We start from the raw sequence: 21245 nt of genomic DNA, 5'->3' as shown, positions 1-21245 counted from the left end.
CGGGACTCAGACCGCGAGCAGCTCCGTCGACCCGAGCCCCAGCTCGTCGAGCGTGGCCCGCACCTCGCCGGTGTAGACCGGGTTCATCAGCAGCACCGACCGCGGCGGGGAGTCCAGCAGGTCCTTCGGCGCGCGGATCGGCAGCCCGAGCCCGCCCATGAAGCGGCCCTGCAGGCCGGGGTTGATGTCGACGACCGCGCCGACCGCGCCGGTCCCCTCCGCCCCGCCCTCGACGACGTTGAGGAAGGTCAGCCCCTTCGCCCCGCCGCCCCAGACGACCACCTCGTCGCCGGTCGCGGCCCGACCGCCCAGCCACTCCCGCCAGCGTCCGACCTGGTCCGACACCCGGGTCGCGAAGTCCAGGCAGGCGCCGCGCAGCGCGTCGCGCCGGTGCGGCTCCAGCACGGGCGCACTCGGGGTCCCGTCCGGCCCCGCCTCGGCGACGACGTACTGGTCGGCGTAGGTCAGCCGCACCTGCGGGTCGGAGAAGCCGACCCCGGCCAGGAAGGTCCGCATGGTCGCCGGCGTGAAGTAGGAGCAGTGCTCGTACTGCAGGTCCCAGAAGGCGCCCTCGTCGAGGATCCGGCCCAGGTCGGGCACCTCGGCGAGCAGCGCCCGGCCACCGCCGCGACGCAGCCCGGCGTACAGCTCCGCGCCGAAGACGGCGAGGTCGGGGATGTGCTCCAGGGTGTGCCGGCAGACCAGGGCCGCGGTGTCCGGCTCGACCTGGTCACGGGCGAACTCCGCGGGGACGGCGGTGAGCCGGTCCGCGAGCTCGGGCCGGACCCGCTGCGGCACGAAGTGCGGGTCGATCCCGGTGACCCGGCCGACGCCGGCGCCGAGCAGCTCGGCGGCGAAGTCACCGGACCCGCAGCCCACCTCGACGACGTGCCGTCCGGCCAGGCCGAACCGCGCCACCCAGTCCGCGGTGATCTCCGCGGCGTAGGCGGCGAAGCGGGGGGAGTGGTGCTGGGACTCCTCGTGGTCGCCGGTGTAGTCGAGCAGCCCCGGGTCGAAGTCGCGGTTGAACACCAGCCCGCAGCGCTCGCAGAGCACGAGCACCTGGTCACCGGTGGCCACCGACCGCGCCGAGACCGGGTCGGGCAGCACCGCGGTGCCGTGCACCGGCAGCCCGGTCACCGAGAAGAACGGATCGCTCGCGGGCGCGTCGCACGCGGGGCAGCGGTTCAGCACCGGGCGAGACTAGCGGCAGTCCGTCACCCGTCCGTGCAGGCGCTCTCCGCCCGCACGGGGCCCGCGCGTGGCCTTCAGCGGTTCAGCACGCCCTGCGGGTCGTGCGCGTCCGGGACGGGACTGCCGGAGGTCCCGAGCAGCTTCTGCCACTGCGGGTGGTCGACGACGTCGGGCACCCTCTCCACCCGTCGCGCCGCCGCGAGCACCTCGACCGCACGGGCGGCGTCGCCCTCGGCGCCCGCGCGCACCGTGCGGGCCAGCTCCGGCCAGGTCTCCCCGCCGAGCAGGCCGTTGACGTCGTCGGCGCGGTGCGCGCGCTGGAACTCGCTCACCGCGGCCGCGGTGCGGTCGTCGAACCGGCCGTCGGGCTTCCCGGTCAGCGACCCGGCGTCGCGCAGCAGGTACTGGGCTGCCTCGACGATCGGTCCGCGGTCGCCGGTGCGCAGCAGCGGCCAGCTCGCCTTGGTCGCCTCGGTGCGGGAGAGCCGCCTGCCCAGCAGCCCCGCCACCTCACGACGCAGTCGGGGCAGCGCGGCGTAGAGACGGTCGCCGAGGCAGAGGGTGTTGCGGTAGTCGCGGTGGCTGTAGAGCTCGGTCGGGGCGATGCCGTAGCGCAGGCAGATGTAGGCGCAGGTGATGCGCAGCGAGTTCCACAGTGCCGGCGTCGGGTCGACGCCCATGTAGGTGCCCTCGTTCTCGATGCCGATCGCGATGACGTTCTGGCCCGGCGAGTGCGCCCCCTCGACGACGCGGCGGCCCCCGTTGAGCTCACCGAGGCTCCAGAGCCTGCCCTCCAGCACGTGCCCGCCGCGCGAGATGGTGAAGTGCTGCCCGGAGTCGAGCCAGCCGTTGCGGTCCATGTGGTAGTTCTGGATCGCCCTCGCCATCCGGTGCGCGGCGCCGACGCTGTAGTCGGTCGTGTTCGCCCCGGCCGTGTGGTGGACCAGGATCCGGATCGGACGCCGGTCCCAGATCTTCGGCGCGGACTTCGGCTTGCGCGCACCCCACTCGAAGCAGCGCGCGATGAACGGGATCGGCACGCCCTCCGCGAGGGGGCCGGCACCGGCCGGTCCGGGCATGCCGTCCGGCCCCGGGACCGCCGACGGACCGGGCACCGGGTCGGTGGCGGGCGGGGCGGGGCGGGGTCGGTGGCCGGCGGCGGCCCGGCGAACGCCCGGCCGGGCAGGACCAGGCCCGCGCCGACGACCGCGCCACCGACCAGCAGCCCGCGGCGACTCCAGCTCTGCCCCGGCTCGCCCATCGCTGCTGCCCCCCATCGGCCGCACCGAGCCGGTACCGCCTTCGTCACACACGCCACATCCGTCCCGTGCGACTCCGCATTCTCTCGGTTCACGGGAGAAGTACGGCGCGGGCGCGCCGGTCGAGCGCGTCACACAGGTGAGCGGTCCCGACCCGCACCTGCGCCCTTGCCTGGGTTACCCGTCGGTAATACTCTGGAGTCAGTTACCGGCCGGTAAGTCGATCGGCCCTGGCACGAACGGCGCTGAAGGACGGATGGGCCACTACAAGAGCAACGTGCGCGACCTCGAGTTCAACCTCTTCGAGGTGTTCGAGGTACAGAACCACCTCGGGACGGGGCCGTTCGCCGACGTCGACGTCGACACCGCCAAGGGCGTGCTGTCGGAGCTGTCGACCGTCTGCACCGGACCGCTCGCGGAGCACTACGCCACGATCGACCGCAACCCGCCGGTCTTCCACCCCGAGGACCACACGGTCACCACCCCGCAGGAGCTCAAGGACGCCTACAAGGTCCTCTGGGACGGCGAGTGGTGGCGCCTCGGCCTGCCGAACGAGCTGGGTGGCATGGGCATCCCGCCGTCGGTGCAGTGGGCCGCCGCCGAGCTGATGTGCGGCTCCAACCCGGCCATCTTCATGTACATGGCCGGCCCGAACTTCGCCTCGATCCTCCACAAGAACGGGAACGAGGAGCAGAAGCGCTGGGCCCAGCTGATGATCGACCGGGGCTGGGGCGCCACGATGGTGCTGACCGAGCCGGACGCGGGCTCGGACGTCGGGGCCGGCCGGACCAAGGCGATCCAGCAGGACGACGGCGCCTGGCACATCGAGGGTGTGAAGCGCTTCATCACCTCGGCCGAGCAGGACTTCACCGAGAACATCATGCACCTGGTGCTGGCCCGCCCCGAGGGCGCGAGGCCGGGCACCAAGGGCCTGTCGCTGTTCCTCGTGCCGAAGTTCCACTTCGACACCGAGACCGGTGAGCCGGGCGAGCGCAACGGCGCCTTCGTGACCAACGTCGAGCACAAGATGGGCCTCAAGGCCTCCACGACCTGTGAGCTGACCTTCGGGGCGCACGGCACCCCGGCCGTCGGCTGGCTGCTCGGTGACGTGCACGACGGCATCGCCCAGATGTTCCAGGTCATCGAGTACGCCCGGATGATGGTCGGCACCAAGGCCATCGGCACCCTGTCGACCGGCTACCTCAACGCGCTCGAGTTCGCCAAGGAGCGCGTGCAGGGCGCCGACCTGACGAAGATGACGGACAAGACGGCGCCGCGCGTCACGATCACCCACCACCCGGACGTCCGCCGCAGCCTGATGCTGCAGAAGGCGTACGCCGAGGGCCTACGCGCGGTGTACATCTACACCTCGACCTTCCAGGACAGGGTGCGCCTCGGCGACGAGGGCAGCGGGATCAGCACCGAGCTGGCGGAGAAGGTCAACGACCTGCTGCTGCCGATCGTCAAGGGTGTCGGCTCCGAGCGCGCCACCGAGCAGCTCGTGCAGTCGCTGCAGGCCCTCGGCGGGTCCGGCTTCCTCCAGGACTACCCGATCGAGCAGTACATCCGGGACGCCAAGATCGACTCCCTCTACGAGGGCACCACCGCGATCCAGTCCCAGGACTTCCTGTTCCGCAAGATCGTCCGGGACAACGGTCAGGCGCTCGCGCACGTCGCGGGCGAGATCCAGGCGTTCATCGACTCCGAGGCGGGCAACGGCCGGCTCAAGGAGGAGCGTGAGCTCCTGCGCACCGCGCTCACCGACGTGCAGGGGATGCTCGGCACGCTGACCGGCTACCTCTACGCCTCCACCAAGGACGCCACCGAGCTGTACAAGGTCGGCCAGCACACCGTGCGGCTGCTCATGGCGGTCGGCGACCTGCTCGTCGGCTGGCTGCTGCTGCGTCAGGCGACCGTCGCGCTCGCCGCACTGGGCACCGACGGCGTCCCGGCGAAGGACCGGGCCTTCTACGAGGGCAAGGTCGGCGTCGCGACGTTCTTCGCGAAGTCCGTGCTGCCCCGTCTGACCTCGGAGAAGGCGATCATCGCGAACGCCGACAACGCGCTCATGGAGCTCGACGAGGCCTCGTTCTGATCTGGTTCCCATGACGAAGGGCCCCGGGTGCGGACTCCCCGCCCGGGGCCCTTCCTCGTCGCGCCGCTACTGCGCGATGTAGCTCTCCAGCTGCTCACGCTCCTGCTCGAGCATGTCCATCCGGGCCTTGACCAGGTCGCCGATGGACACGATCCCGGCCAGCGCCCCGTCGACGACGACCGGCAGGTGCCGCACCCGGCGGTCGGTCATGACCCGGGCGAGGTCACCGACGCCGTCGCCGGGCGAGCAGGTGACCACCTCGGTGGTCATCACCTCGGCCACCCGCGCGTCGAGCAGCGCGGCGCCGTGGCTGTGCAACCGGCGCACCACGTCCCGCTCCGAGACGATGCCGACCAGCCGGTCGCCGTCGACGACCGGCAGTGCGCCGAGGTTCCGCTCGGCGATCGCCCGGAGCACCTCGACCACCGGGTCGTCCGGCGCCACGGTGCTCACCGCGCTGCCCTTGCTCCTCAGAACGTCCGCGATGCGCATTGGGGGTACCCCGATCCCTCGCTGTCCGACGGCTGGAGGGATCAGGGTACGAATGTGACGTGGGTTACGTCACCCCCTGGACGCGACGATCACCGGATCAGCCGCCGCACTGCACGATCGGCTGCGGGTTGTACTTGACCGTGCGGGTCTTGCTCGTCGTCTCCCCGGTCTGGACGTTGCGCATGGTCCGGGTGTCGGTCGCGGTGAAGCCGGGCGAGCCCTTGCTGGGGCTGCACGGCTGACCGGCCGGGATGTTGACGACCTGCGGCTGGGTCGGGTTGGTCCGCGGTCCGGTCGTCGAGGTGACGTCGTACATCTTCTGGCCGACGAACGAGACGGTGACGTTGCTGGGCGTCCACGCCGTGCGGATCAGCACCGGAGTGGGGCCGTCGTTGCGGAACTTGACGTCGATGAGGTCGTCGAAGACCGTCGCCTCACGGGCCACCGGGTAGCGGCTGATGTAGTAGCTGTGTTCCTTGTGCTCGATGTCGGTCATGCCGGCGAAGTACGAGGCGTTGTACAGCGTCGTCGCGAGCTGGGAGACACCGCCGCCGACGCCGCGCGCCGGGTGGCCGTCCTCGATGATGCCGGCCTCGACGTAGCCGTTGGCGGCGTTGCGGGGGTCGCTGACGGCGTTGAGACTGAACGTCTCGCCGGGCTGCACGATCTGGCCGTTGATGGCCTCGGCGGCGCGCTTGATGTTCTGCCCCGAGTCGGCGGCGAACCCGCCGGTGGTGAACGTCGAGATCTCGGTCGCGTTGCCCAGCGACTGCAGGTCGGCCGTGGTGATCTCGGCCGGCTTGTTCGCGTAGACCGCGGCGACGGTGCGCTCGCCCTGGCCGGTGAGGATCGGCAGCACGTTCGCGAAGGTCGCGTCGTAGTCGATGCCGCGCCCGTCCTGCGACGGGACGACCCGCGGCGGGGTCGCGGCGAAGTCGAGCTGGGCGTCGACGCCGGGCTTCTCGGCGCTCGCCAGCTGCGGCGCCGCGATGTCCTCGAGGGTCTTGTTCGCGATCACCGGCTTCAGCTTCACCGGGCCCTGCGGGTCCGCGGTGAAGCTGAGCGCGGTGGTGATGTCCTCGGGGGTGATGGTCGCGTTCGCGCCCTCGCCGGTGATCGTCAGTGGACCGGCGACGGCGGGCTTGGCGACCTCGTCGATGGCCTTCTGCACGTCGGCCGGGGTGGTGACCGCCTGCTCGACGATCAGCGGCAGCTGCACCGGCTCGCCGGAGGCCCACTGCTCCTCGACGACGCCGACGGCCGCGTCGACGTCGAGCTGCTGGCCCGGCTCCGGCGCGACCGGCATCGGGGTGACGCCCTGCCACTGGACCGAGCCCTCCTTGGGCTCCTTCATGACCAGCGGGGCCATCTGTTCGAGCGCGGTGCGCACGGCGCGGTCGTCGGCGGAGTTGACCACCCCGACCTCGCGGGTGGTGAAGAACGAGGAGATCCGGGTGATCGGGTTCAGCGGCTGCTCGCCCGCCTCGTCGAGGGTGCGCGCGTAGTCGACCTGCAGGCCCGCGGCCTTCGGGTCGATCTCGGAGCGGACCTCACCGGCCTGGACCGGCACCGGCGCGCCGGCGCGCGGCTCGATCGCCGCCTGCAGCGTCTCGGTGGCCTGGGCCCGCGACATGCCACCGATGTGCTGACCGGCGACGACGACGCCGCGCGGCACGCTGCCGGAGCTGAGCACGAGGTCGCCGACGTAACCGAGAGCGAGCACACCGAGCGCGGCGGCCGCGACGATCAGGCCGACCGGGCGCTTGCGCTGCGGGCCGTCACCGCTCTCGCCGTCGCCACCCTCGTCGCCGCCACCCCCGTCGCCGCCGCCGGGACCACCGGGGCCGCCCGGCCCACCCGGACCGGTCGCGGCCGCGGGGCCCGCGGCACCGAACGCGCCGGCGCCGAGGACCGCGGTGCCCGCGCCAGGGCCGCCGGTGTGGATGCGGGCGGTCTGCTCGCCAGCGCCGCCCGTGGGCGGCGTCGCGGACGCGGCGGGGGTGACCCGGGGCAGGACCTGAGTGCGCTGCTCGCTGAGCGGGGGGACACGGACGGTGTCCTGGTCCCGGCCCTCGGGGGCGGCGGGGACCGGGCGGGTCGGGTCCTGTCCGCCGGAGGTCCGGGGGCCGGGCTCCGACGCGGCGGGCGCCGGGGCACCACCGGCCTGCGGTGCGGTCGTGCCGGGATCCTGCCGCGGCGCCGGGCCGGGCTGCGGGGCACCGGTGCCCGGGCGCTGCGGGGGCGGTTGGTGCCCGGCGGGCGACGGCGCGGCCGGGTCGTCCGCGGTGGTGGCCTGTCCGACGACGGTGCGGGCCGCGGGGGACTCCGGCGGCGCCTGCGCGGCGGCCTCGGCCGGATCGGCGGGCCCGGACGCGTCGGCGGCCGGAGTCTCGGCGGCCCGGGTCTCGGCGCTCCGGGTCTCGGTGGCCCGGGTGTCGGCGGCCGGGGCCTCTGCCGCGCCCTGCGGCGCGTTGGTCCCCTGCGCGGCGGCGGGGGCGGCTGTGGTGGGAGCGGCTGCCGCGGGACCGGGCGAGGGACGGCGGGCGGGCATCACGGGGCGACCGGCACCGGCGGCGTCGCCGTTCGGCTGGTCTCCCGGCTCCGGCGCGGCCGTCACCGGCTGCTCGTCCGCGTCGTCGGACGAGGGAGGGCGCTCGGGCATGACGTGGGACTTCCTTTCCGCACTGCCATCGACTCTGTCATCGAGGCCGACGTCGCCGCCTGCGTCGACACCGCCGTCGAACCGGGTGGGCCGCGGGTCCGTGCGGACCGGCGCGACCCGGGGGGATCAGAGGTAGAGACCGGTCCCGTGCTGGGTGGCCTCGGAGGCCACCGCGTGCAGATCCCGCTCGCGCATGACCAGGTGCCCGACGCCGGCGATCTCGACCTCGTACTGGTCCTCCGGGGCGAGCAGGACGCGGTCGCCGGCCTTCACCGTGCGCACGTGCTGTCCCACCCCGACCACCTCTCCCCAGACCAGACGCTTGGCGACCTGTGCGGTTGCCGGGATCACGATTCCGGCCGAGCTCCGTCGCTCGCCGGAACCCTCGACCCTCTTGATCATGACTCGGTCATGGAGCATCTGGATCTCGAGTTTGGGCTCGGCCACCGGGCCGATGCTACGGGTGACCCCTGACGCCCCCGGCAGCGCCCGGGGCGGGCGACAGCCTGCCCCGAACGTGGAACGCCCCGCGGCGCTACCGAGTCGGGGGTCGGGTGGCGCCGCGGGGCTCAGCAGGGGTTTCGCACTGCCACGACGACCCGTTACACCGCAAACAGTTTTCACTCGTCCGGAGCAGCGGGGCTCAGGTGTTGGCGAGCAGGTACCGCCCGAAGTGCGGCACGGTGAAGGCGATCTGCCCGCGCTGGGCCGAGAACACGAGGCCCTTCTTGAGCAGGCTGTCGCGCGCGGGGGACAGCGACGACGCCCGCCGGTCCAGGTGCTTGGCGACCAGCGACGTCTCGACGGGGTGGTCCTCCCCGTCGGTCAGCTCGGCCATCGCCCGTAGGTACTCCCGCTCGGCGGGCGTCGCCCGCTCGAAGCGGGAGCCGAAGAAGCCGACCGCGAGCTCGGCATCGGCCTCGGGGGCGGCCATCTCGACGTCCTTCGCACCGATCGGGCTGGTCGGCGCGGCGTCCCAGGCGGCCTTGCCGTAGGCCTGCACGAAGTACGGGTAGCCGCCCGAGCGGACGTAGAGGTCGTCGAGGGCCTCCTGGTCGAAGGTCGCGTCCTCCCGCTCGGCGGGGGCGATCAGCGCGAAGTCGGCGTCCTTACGGTCCAGCCGCTCGATCCGCGAGTACTTGAACAGCCGTTCCGAGTAGGACTTCGACGCCGACAGCACCGCGGGCAGGTGCGGCAGCCCCGCCCCGACGACGACGAGGGGCACCCGGGCCTGGGACAGCTCGTGGCAGGCGGCGCAGAGCGCGGAGACGTCCTCGGGCCGCAGGTCCTGCATCTCGTCGATCAGCAGGGCGATGCCGGAGCCGACGTCCTGGGCGAGCTCGGCGACCTCGGTGAACAGCTCGACCAGGTCGATCTCGATGTCGCCCGAGTCCGCGCGCCCGTTCTTCACCGGGACGTCGATGCCGGGCTGCCAGCGCTCCCGCAGCTTCGTACCCTCCGGCGACGACCGGAGCGCGAACGCCTTGAGCACCCCCAGCACCTCGTCGATGCGCTCGGGGGCACGGTGCCGGACGGCGAGGTCGCGGATCGCGCGGTGCAGCGCCGCGGACAGCGGACGGCGCAGGTCGGCGTCGGGCCGGGCCTCGATCTTCCCGGCGCCCCAGCCGGCGTGCATCGCCATCGAGCGCAGCTCGCCGAGCAGGACCGTCTTGCCGACGCCGCGCAGCCCGGTGAGCACCAGGCTCCGCTCCGGGCGGCCGCGGGCGACCCGCTCCAGGACGATCTCGAAGGCGTCCACCTCGCGGTCCCGGCCGGCCAGCTCGGGCGGGCGCTGACCCGCGCCGGGGGCGAACGGGTTGCGCACCGGATCCATGCGACGACGGTATCCGCCGATCTTCGGAATTCCGTAGACGACGGCGGCGTGTCGCCTCCCCGCCACCCGGGCGGCCCAGCGACGCCGATAATCACTCAGCGTGGTCACACTGCCCGTCCGGGCCGGTTCCGGCATCGCCCGTGGGGTCCGACGCGAACGCACCGTGCGAGTGCGGCCGGTGAATGCCCGCGTCGTCGTCACGATCCGGTGGCCCATACCCCGCGACCTTCCGCGACCGCTGCTGACCAGCAACACTCTGCTGTGTGCACCACCCTGTCGCACGTGACTACGCCCGGGAGGAGAGCGCCGTGGGTCGACGCCGAGGACGGCACCGCGCCGACCGGATGCATCACTCCACGCTGCGGATGAAGCCGATCACGCTGCGTCGCCGGAGGCTGGAGAGCCTGCGCACTCTGCTCGCAGGAGCGCGCCCCGGCTGGTGAGAGGGACGGCGGGGACGCCCCCGAACGTCCCCGCCGTCCACCACCCCGGCCCGAGGCGTGCTGCGCCCGGCCGTCGCACCCCCTGGTGCCGCCGTCGCACCCGCCGCACGGGGTGCGGAGACCACGTGCGGGGTGCGCCGGACGACCACGGGCCCGGTGACGGGTCAGGCGCGGTCGGGACCGTCCACGACCTCGCCCTCGACGACCGGGCCGGTGCCCGCGGCGGGACCGGCGATGCGCGGGTACACGGTCGCCGTGCGCGGCTCGGTGACGGTCTCCCCCTCCACCACGGTGGCGCCGTAGCGGATCCGCGCGGTGCGCAGACCCGGTGCGGCCCGCTCGGCGGCGCTCACCATGCGACGCCGGACCAGGGCCCGGGTCGGGGGGAACACCAGGGCGAAGCCGAGCACGTCGGTGATCAGGCCCGGCAGGAAGACGAGGATGCCGCCGACGGCGACGAGCAGCCCGTCGGTCGCCTCCTCGTGCGCCAGCTTCCCGCGCTGCACCGCGGTGGCGAGCGCGCGGGCGGCGCGGACGCCCTCCCGACGGGCGAGCAGGAGCCCGAGCACGGACCCGGCGAGCAGGACCAGCAGGGTCCAGCCCAGCCCGATCCACGCGATCAGCCCGGCGAGCGCGACGATCTCGAGCACGACGTAGAGCAGCACGAACGGCATGCCCGTACAACGCACGGGCACGCCGTTCTGCTCCCGGATCGCCCGAATTCCCCGGATCGATCTCCGGGGGCACTCGGATGATCTCCCCAGGTCACCAGGTGAGGGCGACCCCGGGGTCGTGCAGCAGCGCGCCGACGTCGGCGAGGAACCGCGAGCCCTCGGCCCCGTCGACGAGGCGGTGGTCGAACGACAACGCCAGCCGGCACACGGTCCGCACGACCAGCTCGCCGTCGACGACCCACGGGGCGGGCTTGATCGACCCGACGGCGAGGATCGCGGCCTCGCCGGGGTTGATGATCGGCGTCCCGATGTCGACGCCGAGCACGCCGACGTTGGTGATGGTGAACGTGCCTCCGACCAGGTCGGCCGGGGCGGTCCGGCCCGCCCGTGCGGTGTCGGTGAGCGTCGTGAGCGCGTCGGCCATGCCGCGCAGGGTGAGGGTGTCCGCGTCGCGGATCTTGGGGACGACGAGCCCGCGCGGCGTCGCGGCGGCGATGCCGAGCTGGACGCGGGCGTAGTAGACGATCTCGCCGGCGCGCTCGTCCCAGCTGGCGTTGATCGCCGGGGTCCGCGCGGCGGCCAGGCAGGCGGCCTTCGCGACGAACGCCAGCGGGGTCAGCTTGACCCCGGCGAACTCGCGCGAGGCCCGCAGCCGGGCGCGCAGGGCCATCGTCTCGGTGACGTCGACGTCGAGGAACTCGGTGACGTGCGGCGCCGTGAACGCGCTCGCGACCATCGCCGCGGCGGTGGCCTTGCGGACGCCGCGGATGGGCTCGCGGCGGTCCTCGGTGGGTCGGGTGGTGGTGGCGATCGCGCCCGGCCCGGCCGGAGCCCCCGCCGACTCCCCGGCGCCCTGGCCGGCGACACCACCCTGTGCGGCTGCACCCTGACCGGCAGCAGTCTGGCCGGCGGCAGTCTGGCCGGCAGCAGTCCGGCCGGCAGCAGTCCGGCCGGCAGCAGTCCGGCCGGCGGCACTCGGGGCAGCGGCGCCCGCGACAGCGGCTCCGGTGACACCTCCGGCGGCCCCCGCCGCGACGGGGCCCCCGGCGACCGACGCCCCGGCAGCGGACGTCCCGGCAGCGAATGCCCCGTCCTCGGATGCCCCAACATCGGATGTCCCGGCGGCGGATGTCCCGGCGGCGCGGCCGTCGACCGCAGCGTCGTCCCCGGCGTCCGTGAGCCCGGCACCCGCCGCGGCGGCGTGCACGTCCTCACGGGTGATCCGGTCGTCGCGCCCGGTCCCCGTCACGGTCCGCAGGTCGACGCCCAGCTCTCGCGCGAGCAGGCGGACCGGCGGTGGGGCGAGGGGGACCTGCGCGGCCAGCGGCCCGACGACGTCACCCCCGGCCCCCGTGTCGCTGCCCTCCGGCAGACCGGTGGACGTCACGGGAGCGGCCTGCTCGGGCGACCCGAGCGACTGCTGGGGCGACGGGACCGGGGCCGCGCCCGACCCCGATCCACCCGGGCGCCCGGAGCCACCGGCGTCTGCCTCGACGGCGCCGTTCACCGCGACGAACCCGGCGGACGGCTCGGCGGAGGCTGTGGGCGCGACGGGTGCAGCGGGCGCAGCGGAATCGGTGGACGCGGCCGAGGCCGCGGGATCGCGCCGGGGCCGTCGCCGCGCGGAGCCCTGCCGCGGCCCGTACCCGACGAGCGTCGCGATCCGCCCGTCCTTGCCCGCCTCACCGATCTTGGCGCCGGCATCGGCGTCGGATTCGGGCGCGGACCCAGCGGTGTCGATCGCGATGATCGGCGTCCCCACCGCGACGGTCGCGCCAGGCTCGACCAGCAGCTCACCGACCGTCCCGGCCCACGGCGAGGGCAGCTCCACGGCCGCCTTCGCCGTCTCGATCTCCACGATGACGTCGTTGACCGCGACCGTGTCCCCGGGCGCCACCCGCCAGGTGACGATCTCGGCCTCGGTCAGCCCCTCGCCGACGTCGGGCAGCTTGAAGTGCTCACGCATGTGCTCGTCCTCACCAGGCCAGGGAACGGTCGACGGCGTCGAGCACCCGGTCCAGGTCCGGCAGGTACTCCTCCTCCAGCCGCGACGGCGGGTAGGGCGTGTCGAAGCCGGTCACGCGCAGCACCGGCGCCTCCAAGGAGAAGAAGCACTCCTGCTGGATCCGGGCGGCGACCTCCGAGGTCACCGACGCCTCCGGGGGCGCCTCGGACACCACGACCAGCCGTCCGGTGCGCCGCACCGACTCCGCGACCGGGCCGAGGTCGAGCGGGGACAGCGACCGCAGGTCGATCACCTCGAGGTCGCGGCCCTCCTCGGCGGCCGCCCCGGCGGCGTCGAGGCAGGTCCGCACCATCGGCCCGTAGGTGGCCACGGTCAGCGTCGAGCCCGGCCGCACCACGCGCGAGGCGTGCAGCGGGAAGGCCGAGCCCAGGTCGGTGGCGGCGTCGAGCTCGCCCTTCTCCCAGTACCGGCGCTTCGGCTCGAAGAAGATCACCGGGTCGTCGGAGACGATCGCCTGCTGGATCATCCAGTGCGCGTCGGCCGGGTTCGAGCAGGTGACCACCTTGAGGCCCGCGACGTGCGCGAACAGCGACTCGGGCGACTCGGAGTGGTGCTCGACGGCACCGATCCCGCCGCCGTAGGGGATCCGGACGACGACCGGCACCGGCACCCGGCCCTGCGTCCGGTACCGCAGCTTCGCCAGCTGGGACACGATCTGGTCGTAGCCGGGGAAGACGAACCCGTCGAACTGGATCTCGCAGACCGGGCGGAACCCGCGCACCGCGAGTCCGATCGCGGCGCCGATGATCCCGGACTCCGACAGCGGGGTGTCGAGCACGCGCTGCTCGCCGAAGTCCTTCTGCAGCCCGTCGGTGATGCGGAAGACGCCGCCGAGCCGGCCGACGTCCTCGCCCATGACGAGCACCTTGGGGTCGCGCTCCATCGCGGCACGCAGCCCGTCGTTCAGTGCCTTGGCCATCGTGGTCGGCACGGATCAGTCCTCCTGGTCGGCGAACGACGCGTGGTAGGCCAGGAACTCCTCGCGCTGGCGCTCCACCGTCGGCGACGGCTCGGCGTAGACCTGGGAGAACATCCGCTCCGGGCCGGGCTGGGGCATCGCCCGGCAGAAGGCCCGCATCCGCTCGCCCAGCGCGTCGGCCTCGGCATCGACGGCGTCGAAGAAGTCGGCGCCGACGCCGTGCCGCCGGGCCAGGTGCACCCGCACCCGCTCGATCGGGTCCTTGAGCTTCCACAGCTCGACCTCGTCGGCGAGCCGGTAGCGGGTCGCGTCGTCGGAGGTGGTGTGGGAGTCCATCCGGTAGGTGAACGCCTCGATCAGCACCGGGCCGTTGCCGGTGCGGCACTCGTCGAGCGCCCAGCGGGTGACGGCGAGGCAGGCCAGCACGTCGTTGCCGTCCACCCGGACGCCGGGGAAGCCGTAGCCGCGGGCGCGCTGGTAGAGCGGCACCCGGGTCTGGCGCTCCGCGGGCACCGAGATCGCCCACTGGTTGTTCTGGCAGAAGAAGACCAGCGGCGCGTCGTAGGCGGCGGCCCAGACGAAGCCCTCGTGCACGTCGCCCTGGCTGGTGGCGCCGTCGCCGAAGTAGCAGATGGTGGCCTCACCCGTATCACCGTCGGCGGTGCCGACACCAGCGACACCGTCGGCGGTGCCGACACCAGCGACACTGCCGCCCACCTTGGACTCGAAGCGCTGGCCCATCGCGTAGCCGGCGGCGTTGAGGCACTGGTTGCCGATGACGATCGTGTACGGGTGGAACCGGGTCGCGACCGGGTCCCAGGTGCCGTGGTCGGTCCCCCGGAAGATGCCGAGCAGCTCGGTCGGGTCGACCCCGCGGCACCAGGCGACGCCGTGCTCGCGGTAGCTGGGGAAGCACATGTCCTCGGGCGCGAGCGCGCGGCCGGACCCGACCTGCGCGGCCTCCTGGCCGAGCAGCGGCACCCAGAGGCCGAGCTCGCCCTGCCGCTGCAGGGAGTTGCCCTCGCGGTCGGCGCGCCGGACCAGGACGAGGTCGCGGTAGAGCGACCGCAGGTCCTCGGCGGTGATGTCGGCGGCGTAGCGGTCGAACCGCTCGTCCGGCACCCGCTCGCCCTCGGGGGTGAGCAGCTGGACGAGCTCGGGCCCGCCCTCGTCGACGCCCTTCAGCCCCGCGACGACCTGGTCGTGGCTGGGCCGCGACCGCGGATCGGTCGGTATCCACGCCTGGGGTTCGTCCACGGCAGACCTCCTCGGTCGCACCGGGCGGGGTCGCGCCCGGGAGCGTCGGCTCCGGGCCCGTGCGGGTGGTGCGGCCCCGGGACGCGCAGGCGCGTCACCGCCGATCCTGGCACGTCACCGGCCCCGAGGAGAACCGGTGCCCCGCAGGTCGACGCCTGGACGACGGACCATCGGACGTCCACATACGACGGTCCCGGCGCCCGGCCGGGACCGTCGTGGAGGGAGGTCAGGCGCCGTGCGGACGCTCCGGGTTCGGCGGCGGGAACGCCGGGGGCTGCTGCGGGGTGCGCTGCGTCGGCGCGTCGGCACCGCCCGCCGGGTACGGCGGGTTCCCGGCGACCGCGCGGGGCGGGGCGGGCGGGGTGGTGCCCGGCGAGCCGAAGCCGTAGCCGGGCTGCGGGATGCCCGCGGCGTCCTTCGCCTTGCGGGCGGCGCCGGCGATCTGGTTCGTGTACTTGCCCTTGGTCTGCTTGTCGACGAACTGGGCGGCGGAGTCGAGGGCCTTGCCCGCCTGGTCCGGGTGGGACCGGGCGTAGCGGCGGGCGGCCTCCACCGCGCCGGCCAGGACGGTGAGCCTGCGGAACAACGACATCGTCGAGGACCTCCGTGACGGTGGGGCGCCGCGTCGGTGCCGCGACGCCCGGTCGTCGCACCAACAGTAGGCGAACGTGCGCGGACCGGCGCGGGCTCGCGGCGTCATGGGACGAGCACGTAACGGATCGGCCGCCAGGCGGCGGGAACCACTCCCCAAGTGGCAGGATCCCCGCCGTTCGACCCGGCATCATCTGGAAGGCAACCGCATGACGACCGCGAGGACCCGCAGTGTCCGCTCCCTGACCGGGATCGCACTGACCGCACTGACCGCACTGGTCCTGGCCGGCTGTGGTGCCGGCGGCGACGGCAGCGGGGGAGGCGGCTCCGCCGGAGCAACCGGTACCGACGCCCCGATCCCGGCCGTCGCCAAGGACGACCGGCTCGCCGCCCTCGTCCCCGACGAGGTCAAGCGGGACGGCACGTGGGTCGTCGGCACCGACCCGACCTACCCGCCGAACGAGTTCACCGCCCCCGACGGCACGACGATCATCGGCATGGACGTCGACCTGGGCACCGCGGTCGCCCAGAAGCTCGGCCTGACCGCGCGGTTCGAGCAGAGCCAGTTCTCCGGGATCATCCCGGGCATCACCGGCGGCCGCTACGAGGCGGGCATCTCCTCGTTCACCGTCAACCCCGAGCGCACCCAGGTCCTGGACATGGTCAGCTACTTCTCCGCGGGCACCAGCCTGGCGACCCGCAAGGGCAACCCGGACGGGATCGACCCGAACGACCTCTGCGGCAAGGCGATCGGCGTCCAGCAGGGCACCGTGCAGGTCGAGGACGTGCAGGCCCGCACCAAGAAGTGCACCGACGAGGGCAAGCCGGCCATCCAGATCACCGAGCTGCAGGCACAGACCGACGTGACGCTCGCGCTGAACTCGAACCGGATCGTCGCGATGCTCGCCGACTCCCCGGTCGCCGCCTACGCGCAGACCACCACCAACGGTGCGGTCGAGGTCGTCGGGCAGCCCTACGACACCGCGCCGTACGGCATCGCGCTGAAGAAGAACGACGGCCAGTACGCCCAGGCCGTGCAGGGCGCGGTCCAGTCGCTGATCGACGACGGCACCTACAAGCGGATCCTCGACAAGTGGAACGTCGGCAACGGCGCGATCCCCACGTCCTCGGTGAACGGTGGCTGAGCCGGCGACCACCGGCGCCCGACCCGAACCCCGCGACGCGATCGGGGTCCGGCACCCCGGACGGTGGATCGCGATCGCGGTGCTCGCGGTCCTGGGCGCGATGCTGGTCAACTCGCTGCTGACCAACGAGAACTTCGGCTGGCCGGTGGTCGCGCAGTACCTGTTCGCCGGCCCGGTGCTGAACGGGCTCGCGAACACCCTGGTCCTGACCGTCCTGTCGATGCTGATCGGCATCATCGGCGGGATCGGGCTGGCGGTCATGCGGCTGTCGCCGAACCCGGTGCTGTCCGGGGTGTCCGGGGTCTACCTGTGGCTGTTCCGCGGCACCCCGCTGATCGCCCAGCTGCTGTTCTGGAGCTTCCTGTCCTCGCTCTACCCGAACCTGTCGCTCGGCATCCCGTTCGGCCCGGAGTTCGTCGTGTTCGACACGAACTCGCTGATCACGCCGTTCCTGGCGTGTCTGCTGGGCCTCGGCCTGAACGAGGCCGCGTACATGGCCGAGATCGTGCGCGGTGGCATCCAGTCGGTCGACCAGGGTCAGAGCGAGGCCGCCGGAGCACTCGGCATGACCCGCGCGCAGACCCTGCGCCGGGTCGTCCTCCCGCAGGCGATGCGGGTGATCATCCCGCCGACCGGCAACGAGACGATCGGCATGCTGAAGACGACGTCGCTGGTCGTCGTCATCGGCTACACCGACCTGCTCACCTCGGTGCAGCGGATCTACTCGACGAACTTCCAGACCATCCCGCTGCTCATCGTGGCCGCGGCCTGGTACCTGCTGCTGACCTCGCTGCTCACCGCGGGGCAGCGCGTCGTCGAACGTCGCTACGGCCGCGGCGTGGCCGGTGCGGTCACCGAGGCGACCCCGCTGGTGCGGCTGTTCTCGTTCCGGACCGGAGGGAAGACCTCGTGACCCCGATGGTGCGAGCCGAGTCGGTCGGCAAGAGCTTCGGCGACGTGGAGGTGCTGCGCGGGGTCGACCTCGTCGTCGAGCCGGGGCAGGTGTGCTGCGTGATCGGGCCGTCCGGCTCGGGCAAGTCGACCCTGCTGCGGTGCATCAACCACCTGGAGACCATCGACACCGGACGGCTGTGGGTCGACGGCGAGCTGATGGGGCTGCGCGAGGAGAACGGGAAGCTCTACCGGCTCCGCGACTCCGCGCTCGGCCGCCAGCGCCGCGAGGTCGGCATGGTGTTCCAGCGGTTCAACCTGTTCCCGCACCGCACCGCGGCGGAGAACGTGATGGAGGCGCCGGTCGTCGTGCGCCGCGAGTCCCGGGCGGCCGCGCGCGAGCGGGCGGTCGAGCTGCTCACCCGGGTCGGGCTCGGCGACCGCGCCGACGCCTACCCCGCGCAGCTGTCCGGCGGGCAGCAGCAGCGGGTGGCGATCGCCAGGGCGCTGGCGATGCGGCCGAAGCTGATGCTGTTCGACGAGCCGACCTCGGCGCTGGACCCGGAGCTGGTCGGCGAGGTGCTCGACGTGATGCGCGAGCTGGCCCGCGAGGGCATGACGATGGTCGTCGTAACTCACGAGATGGGTTTCGCCCGCGAGGTCGGCGATGCGCTGGTCTTCATGGACGACGGCCGGATCGTCGAGTCCGGTGACCCGCGCGCGGTGCTGTCGGACCCGAAGGAGGAGCGCACCCGCGCGTTCCTGTCGAAGGTGCTCTGAACGGTCGGGCGCAGGCCGCGGCCGGGTTAGCATCCGGGGATGTTCACCGCGGTGGCCTCCTCGTTCGACGAGTGGAGCGCGATCGCGGACACCGGTTTCGTCCCGCTCCGGGTCCGGCCCCCGGCCACGGGTCCGTCGGGGTTCCACGGCGAGATCGCCGGGTGCGCCGTCGACGGCCGGGTGGGCGTCTCCCGGATCGCCGCCGACCCGTGCCGGATGACCCGGTCCGGGTCGGTGGACGACGCACCGGACACGCTCTTCCTGTCGATCCAGCACAGCGGCGCGCTGCGGGTGGCCCAGGCGGGGCGGGTCGCCCGGGCCGTCGCCGGGGAGGCCGTGCTGTACCGCAGCCGGGACCGGCTGTCCCTGGTCTGCGAGGAGTCCACGTCCTGTGTGACGGTGCAGGTGACCGGGGAGTGCGCGGAGCTCGGCGGGACGGCCGTCGCCGCGGGGCTCGCGCGGACGATCCCGGCCCCGACGCCGGCGCTGCGCGTGCTGGCCGCGACGCTCGGCCCGCTCGGGCGGGCCGCCGGCGACCTGGGCCCGGTGCCCGCCGCCCGGATGTCGTCCGCCGTGCTCGAGATGCTCGGCGCCCTGCTCGGCTCGCTCGGGGGCACCGAGACGCTCCCGACCGGCCCGGTCGCCCTCGCCGCGACGATGCAACGGTTCGTCCTGGACCACCTCACCGACCCCGGCCTCTCCGTCGACACCGTCGCCCGGCGCTTCGGGGTCTCCGGCCGCTACGTCACCCGGGTGTTCGCCGAGGCGGGCCACCCGCCACCCGCCACGTTCCTGCGCGAGGAGCGGCTGCGGCGGGCCGCCCGGCGGCTCGACGGGGAGCACCGCCCGACGATCGCCGCCGTCGCCGCCCGGTGCGGGTTCGCCGACACGACCACCTTCACCCGGGCGTTCCGGCGCCGGTACGGAGTCACCCCGGGAGCGTGGGGCCGCCCGGGCGAGCCGCCCACCGGGCCGGCCCGGGGGCCCGGGTCCCCGCGGCGGTGAGCACCGTGGCGAGGTCGGCGGCGATCCCGGCGGCGTCGCGGGTGTCCGGCCAGAAAAGGACCGGGACCGCGGCGGGGTCGAGCAGGTAGGTCATCGCCGTGTGCGCCACGTCGTAGCCCGTCGGGGTGTCTCGGCGGCGGGCGAAGACCCGGAACGCCGCGGCCGCGTCGGCGGTCTGCTCCGCGGTCCCGGTCAGCCCGGTGAACCGGGGGTGGGTGGACCCGAGGTGGCTCCGCAGCCGGTCCGGGGTGTCGCGCGCGGGATCGACCGTGACGTAGAGCGGGACCACGACGGCGGCCGCCCCGCCCAGCCGGTCGAGCACGTCGTCGAGCAGGGCCAGTGCGCGGGGGCAGACCACCCGGCACGCGGTGAACCCGAACCGGACCAGCTGCCAGCGCCCGCGGTAGCTCGCCTCGGTGACCTCGACGCCGTGGTGGTTCACCAGCGAGTAGGTGGCCCGGATCGGCGGCCGGGTCACGGCACGGCCACCAGGTCGAGCGCGGGGCCGTCCGGCACGTCCAGCACCGACGGGGCGCGCGGGGTGAGCTCGGTGCCGCCCAGCCGAAGCCGGGCTCCGGCCGGGAGACCGGCCAGGGTCACGGTGTCTCCGCCCGGGACGGTCCGGTCGCGGCGCAGACGGGCGTGCAGCACACCGTCGACGACCTCGGCCCGGCTGACCTCCACGTCGCGGTCCACCACGGCGAGCCGGGGCGCGTCGTGGTGCCCGGGGGGCCAGGGATCGCGATAGAGGCCGCGCAGGCCGTCCTCGACGTTCAGCCGCGCGTAGCCGAGCAGGACGTTGCCGGTCATCGGCTCCACCTCGGTGCGCCGACCGTCGGCGTCGCAGGGGGTGTCGTCGCGCGGGTAGTAGAGGCCGCCGTCGCGCCGGGCCGGGGCCATGAACCGGTCCGCGTGGGCGAGCAGTCCGTCGAGGGTCTCCCGGTCGCCCATCTCCGAGGCCCAGGCCGCGACCCAGCCGAAGTCACAGGTGTCGGACACGATCGGCTGGCCCATGACCTGCCGGGCGGGTGCGGAGGGCACCGAGAGCGTCCCGTCGGGACCGGGGGTGAGGAAGTCGGCGACCTGGCGCGCGTAGTGACGGCGCACGAAGTCGCCGTTCCAGGTGTTCATCAGCGCACCGCACCAGGCGTCGACCCAGGGGGAGGGCTGCTCGTTGGGGCGTACCTCGCCGGTGTCCTGGGAGATCATCATGGCGTAGTGGCCGGAGCCGTCCAGCCGGCCGAAGTCGGCCCAGGCCCGCTCGTAGCCGGCCACGACGTCATCGGCGCGGGTGCCACCGGTGATCTGGTCGTGCAGCCGGAACCCGATGATCGCGGGCTGGTTGCAGATCTGGAACACGCAGTTCGGCTCGCAGGCGACACCGAGGTAGCCGCTGTCCACCATCAGCCAGTACAGGTGCTCGGTCAGGGAGTCCCGGTCGTAGGTGAACCGCTTCTCCGGCCCGCCCCAGAAGAACGACCAGTGCCGGAACGTGAGCGAGCCGGGGGCGGCGAAGTGGTCCGAGCCGAGGAGCTGGTCGTGCAGCGCGGCGCAGGACTGCACGTACGCCGAGTACATGATGTTGTCCCGGGCGACCGGGTCCCACTGCTCGGTGTAACCGTCGGAGAGGTGGGCGTTGAAGACCGAGCCGCCGCGGGAGACGTCGCGCCAGTAGAGCCACACCTCGGGCAGGAGCAGCTTCTCGACCAGCCTGCGGATCGTGGGGCCGAACAGGCCCGGTGCCGCGGGCAACCGGTGCCGGTGGGTGAGGGCGAGCCCGTAGACCATGTAGGCGAGCTGGAAGCGGTAGCCGCCGAAGTCGTCCTGGCTCACGCCCTTGCCCTGCATCAGCGACCAGTCGTTGGGCAGCTGCCGGGACAGGTTGTCCCAGTGCCGCAGGTGGCCGAGCTGCTCGCGGGTCAGGACCCCGTGGGACATCGCCGTCCTCCTCCCGGCGACCGCCCGCACCGCGGCCCGC

19 protein-coding genes are annotated in these 21245 nt (G+C 73.5%); 6 read left to right on the top strand and 13 right to left on the bottom strand.

Annotated features, from left to right (window positions below; translation table 11 throughout):
- Positions 1-6: 6 nt before the first annotated feature.
- The gene (locus KPL59_RS18420; RefSeq protein WP_226361502.1) at positions 7-1194 is read right to left on the bottom strand and encodes a class I SAM-dependent methyltransferase; all 1188 of its coding nucleotides are present in this window, start codon (positions 1192-1194) and stop codon (positions 7-9) included.
- 74 nt (positions 1195-1268) lie between these two features.
- On the bottom strand, positions 1269-2234 hold the full coding sequence (locus KPL59_RS18415; protein ID WP_226361501.1) for an N-acetylmuramoyl-L-alanine amidase: 966 nt from the start codon (positions 2232-2234) through the stop codon (positions 1269-1271).
- A gap of 475 nt (positions 2235-2709) precedes the next feature.
- Between KPL59_RS18415 and KPL59_RS18410 the strand changes: the two genes are divergently transcribed.
- Positions 2710-4548 (top strand): acyl-CoA dehydrogenase, encoded by a 1839-nt coding sequence (locus KPL59_RS18410; protein WP_226361500.1) that lies wholly within the window; start codon positions 2710-2712, stop codon positions 4546-4548.
- Between the two features lie 66 nt (positions 4549-4614).
- Here the strand turns inward: KPL59_RS18410 and KPL59_RS18405 are convergent, their stop codons facing one another.
- From KPL59_RS18405 to KPL59_RS18390, 4 genes are all read right to left on the bottom strand, one after another.
- On the bottom strand, positions 4615-5040 hold the full coding sequence (locus KPL59_RS18405) for a CBS domain-containing protein (protein ID WP_226351193.1): 426 nt from the start codon (positions 5038-5040) through the stop codon (positions 4615-4617).
- A gap of 97 nt (positions 5041-5137) precedes the next feature.
- Complete coding sequence (locus KPL59_RS36570; protein ID WP_305080554.1) at positions 5138-7702, bottom strand: VanW family protein; 2565 nt, start codon at positions 7700-7702, stop codon at positions 5138-5140.
- A 126-nt stretch (positions 7703-7828) separates the two neighbouring features.
- Positions 7829-8149, bottom strand: coding sequence for a co-chaperone GroES (locus tag KPL59_RS18395; RefSeq protein WP_043276256.1), 321 nt, complete (start codon positions 8147-8149; stop codon positions 7829-7831).
- A 196-nt stretch (positions 8150-8345) separates the two neighbouring features.
- Complete coding sequence (locus tag KPL59_RS18390) at positions 8346-9536, bottom strand: ATP-binding protein (RefSeq protein ID WP_226361499.1); 1191 nt, start codon at positions 9534-9536, stop codon at positions 8346-8348.
- A gap of 308 nt (positions 9537-9844) precedes the next feature.
- Here KPL59_RS18390 and KPL59_RS35825 point away from each other — a divergent pair, with 308 nt between their 5' ends.
- The gene (locus KPL59_RS35825) at positions 9845-9979 is read left to right on the top strand and encodes a hypothetical protein (RefSeq protein WP_255677183.1); all 135 of its coding nucleotides are present in this window, start codon (positions 9845-9847) and stop codon (positions 9977-9979) included.
- 164 nt (positions 9980-10143) lie between these two features.
- Here KPL59_RS35825 and KPL59_RS18385 read toward each other — a convergent pair whose 3' ends face one another.
- The 5 genes from KPL59_RS18385 to KPL59_RS37010 all read right to left on the bottom strand — a co-directional run bounded on the left by KPL59_RS18385 (position 10144) and on the right by KPL59_RS37010 (position 15447).
- Positions 10144-10674 (bottom strand): FxsA family protein, encoded by a 531-nt coding sequence (locus KPL59_RS18385; RefSeq protein WP_226361498.1) that lies wholly within the window; start codon positions 10672-10674, stop codon positions 10144-10146.
- A gap of 70 nt (positions 10675-10744) precedes the next feature.
- A complete protein-coding gene (locus KPL59_RS37740; protein WP_374111638.1) occupies positions 10745-12619 on the bottom strand; it encodes a dihydrolipoamide acetyltransferase family protein in 1875 nt (624 codons plus the stop codon).
- A 10-nt stretch (positions 12620-12629) separates the two neighbouring features.
- Positions 12630-13598: an alpha-ketoacid dehydrogenase subunit beta gene (locus tag KPL59_RS18370; RefSeq protein WP_051050475.1), complete on the bottom strand. Its 969-nt coding sequence runs from the start codon at positions 13596-13598 to the stop codon at positions 12630-12632.
- Between the two features lie 15 nt (positions 13599-13613).
- On the bottom strand, positions 13614-14855 hold the full coding sequence (gene pdhA, locus KPL59_RS18365) for a pyruvate dehydrogenase (acetyl-transferring) E1 component subunit alpha (protein WP_226361497.1): 1242 nt from the start codon (positions 14853-14855) through the stop codon (positions 13614-13616).
- Positions 14856-15081: 226 nt separating this feature from the next.
- On the bottom strand, positions 15082-15447 hold the full coding sequence (locus KPL59_RS37010) for an antitoxin (protein ID WP_308187909.1): 366 nt from the start codon (positions 15445-15447) through the stop codon (positions 15082-15084).
- Between the two features lie 208 nt (positions 15448-15655).
- Here KPL59_RS37010 and KPL59_RS18355 point away from each other — a divergent pair, with 208 nt between their 5' ends.
- From KPL59_RS18355 to KPL59_RS18340, 4 genes are read left to right on the top strand one after another with little or no spacing between them, the layout of a single operon-like run.
- A complete protein-coding gene (locus KPL59_RS18355; protein ID WP_226361496.1) occupies positions 15656-16591 on the top strand; it encodes an ABC transporter substrate-binding protein in 936 nt (311 codons plus the stop codon).
- Positions 16584-17504, top strand: coding sequence for an amino acid ABC transporter permease (locus KPL59_RS18350; protein ID WP_020627782.1), 921 nt, complete (start codon positions 16584-16586; stop codon positions 17502-17504). Before KPL59_RS18355 ends, KPL59_RS18350 begins: the two co-directional genes overlap by 8 nt.
- Before the next feature lie 5 nt (positions 17505-17509).
- Positions 17510-18262 carry an amino acid ABC transporter ATP-binding protein gene (locus tag KPL59_RS18345; RefSeq protein ID WP_043282125.1) on the top strand — a complete coding sequence of 251 codons (753 nt, stop codon included), beginning with the start codon at positions 17510-17512 and terminating at the stop codon, positions 18260-18262.
- Between the two features lie 39 nt (positions 18263-18301).
- Positions 18302-19267 carry a helix-turn-helix domain-containing protein gene (locus KPL59_RS18340; RefSeq protein WP_226361495.1) on the top strand — a complete coding sequence of 322 codons (966 nt, stop codon included), beginning with the start codon at positions 18302-18304 and terminating at the stop codon, positions 19265-19267.
- Here the strand turns inward: KPL59_RS18340 and KPL59_RS18335 are convergent.
- Together KPL59_RS18335 and KPL59_RS18330 are read right to left on the bottom strand one after the other, a co-directional pair.
- Entirely contained in the window at positions 19191-19745 is a 555-nt protein-coding gene (locus KPL59_RS18335) for an SCO family protein (protein WP_226359215.1), read from the bottom strand. The genes KPL59_RS18340 and KPL59_RS18335 overlap by 77 nt on opposite strands.
- Positions 19742-21205 (bottom strand): hypothetical protein, encoded by a 1464-nt coding sequence (locus KPL59_RS18330; RefSeq protein ID WP_226361494.1) that lies wholly within the window; start codon positions 21203-21205, stop codon positions 19742-19744. Before KPL59_RS18330 ends, KPL59_RS18335 begins: the two co-directional genes overlap by 4 nt.
- Between the last annotated feature and the right edge of the window lie 40 nt (positions 21206-21245).

Source organism: Pseudonocardia sp. ICBG1142 (assembly GCF_020496255.1).
GTDB lineage: Bacteria > Actinomycetota > Actinomycetes > Mycobacteriales > Pseudonocardiaceae > Pseudonocardia.
The sequence above is the reverse complement of the archived record's forward strand: the minus strand, read 5'-3'. Positions and strand labels throughout refer to the sequence as shown.

Excerpts from the sequence above, each read along its gene's own strand:
- KPL59_RS18410 (WP_226361500.1), top strand. The coding sequence starts at position 2,710 with ATGGGCCACTACAAGAGCAACGTGCGCGACCTCGAGTTCAACCTCTTC.
- KPL59_RS18405 (WP_226351193.1), bottom strand. The coding sequence starts at position 5,040 with ATGCGCATCGCGGACGTTCTGAGGAGCAAGGGCAGCGCGGTGAGCACC.
- KPL59_RS36570 (WP_305080554.1), bottom strand. The coding sequence starts at position 7,702 with ATGCCCGAGCGCCCTCCCTCGTCCGACGACGCGGACGAGCAGCCGGTG.
- KPL59_RS18390 (WP_226361499.1), bottom strand. The coding sequence starts at position 9,536 with ATGGATCCGGTGCGCAACCCGTTCGCCCCCGGCGCGGGTCAGCGCCCG.
- KPL59_RS37740 (WP_374111638.1), bottom strand. The coding sequence starts at position 12,619 with ATGCGTGAGCACTTCAAGCTGCCCGACGTCGGCGAGGGGCTGACCGAG.
- KPL59_RS18370 (WP_051050475.1), bottom strand. The coding sequence starts at position 13,598 with ATGGCCAAGGCACTGAACGACGGGCTGCGTGCCGCGATGGAGCGCGAC.
- KPL59_RS37010 (WP_308187909.1), bottom strand. The coding sequence starts at position 15,447 with ATGTCGTTGTTCCGCAGGCTCACCGTCCTGGCCGGCGCGGTGGAGGCC.
- KPL59_RS18355 (WP_226361496.1), top strand. The coding sequence starts at position 15,656 with ATGACGACCGCGAGGACCCGCAGTGTCCGCTCCCTGACCGGGATCGCA.
- KPL59_RS18345 (WP_043282125.1), top strand. The coding sequence starts at position 17,510 with ATGGTGCGAGCCGAGTCGGTCGGCAAGAGCTTCGGCGACGTGGAGGTG.
- KPL59_RS18340 (WP_226361495.1), top strand. The coding sequence starts at position 18,302 with ATGTTCACCGCGGTGGCCTCCTCGTTCGACGAGTGGAGCGCGATCGCG.
- KPL59_RS18330 (WP_226361494.1), bottom strand. The coding sequence starts at position 21,205 with ATGTCCCACGGGGTCCTGACCCGCGAGCAGCTCGGCCACCTGCGGCAC.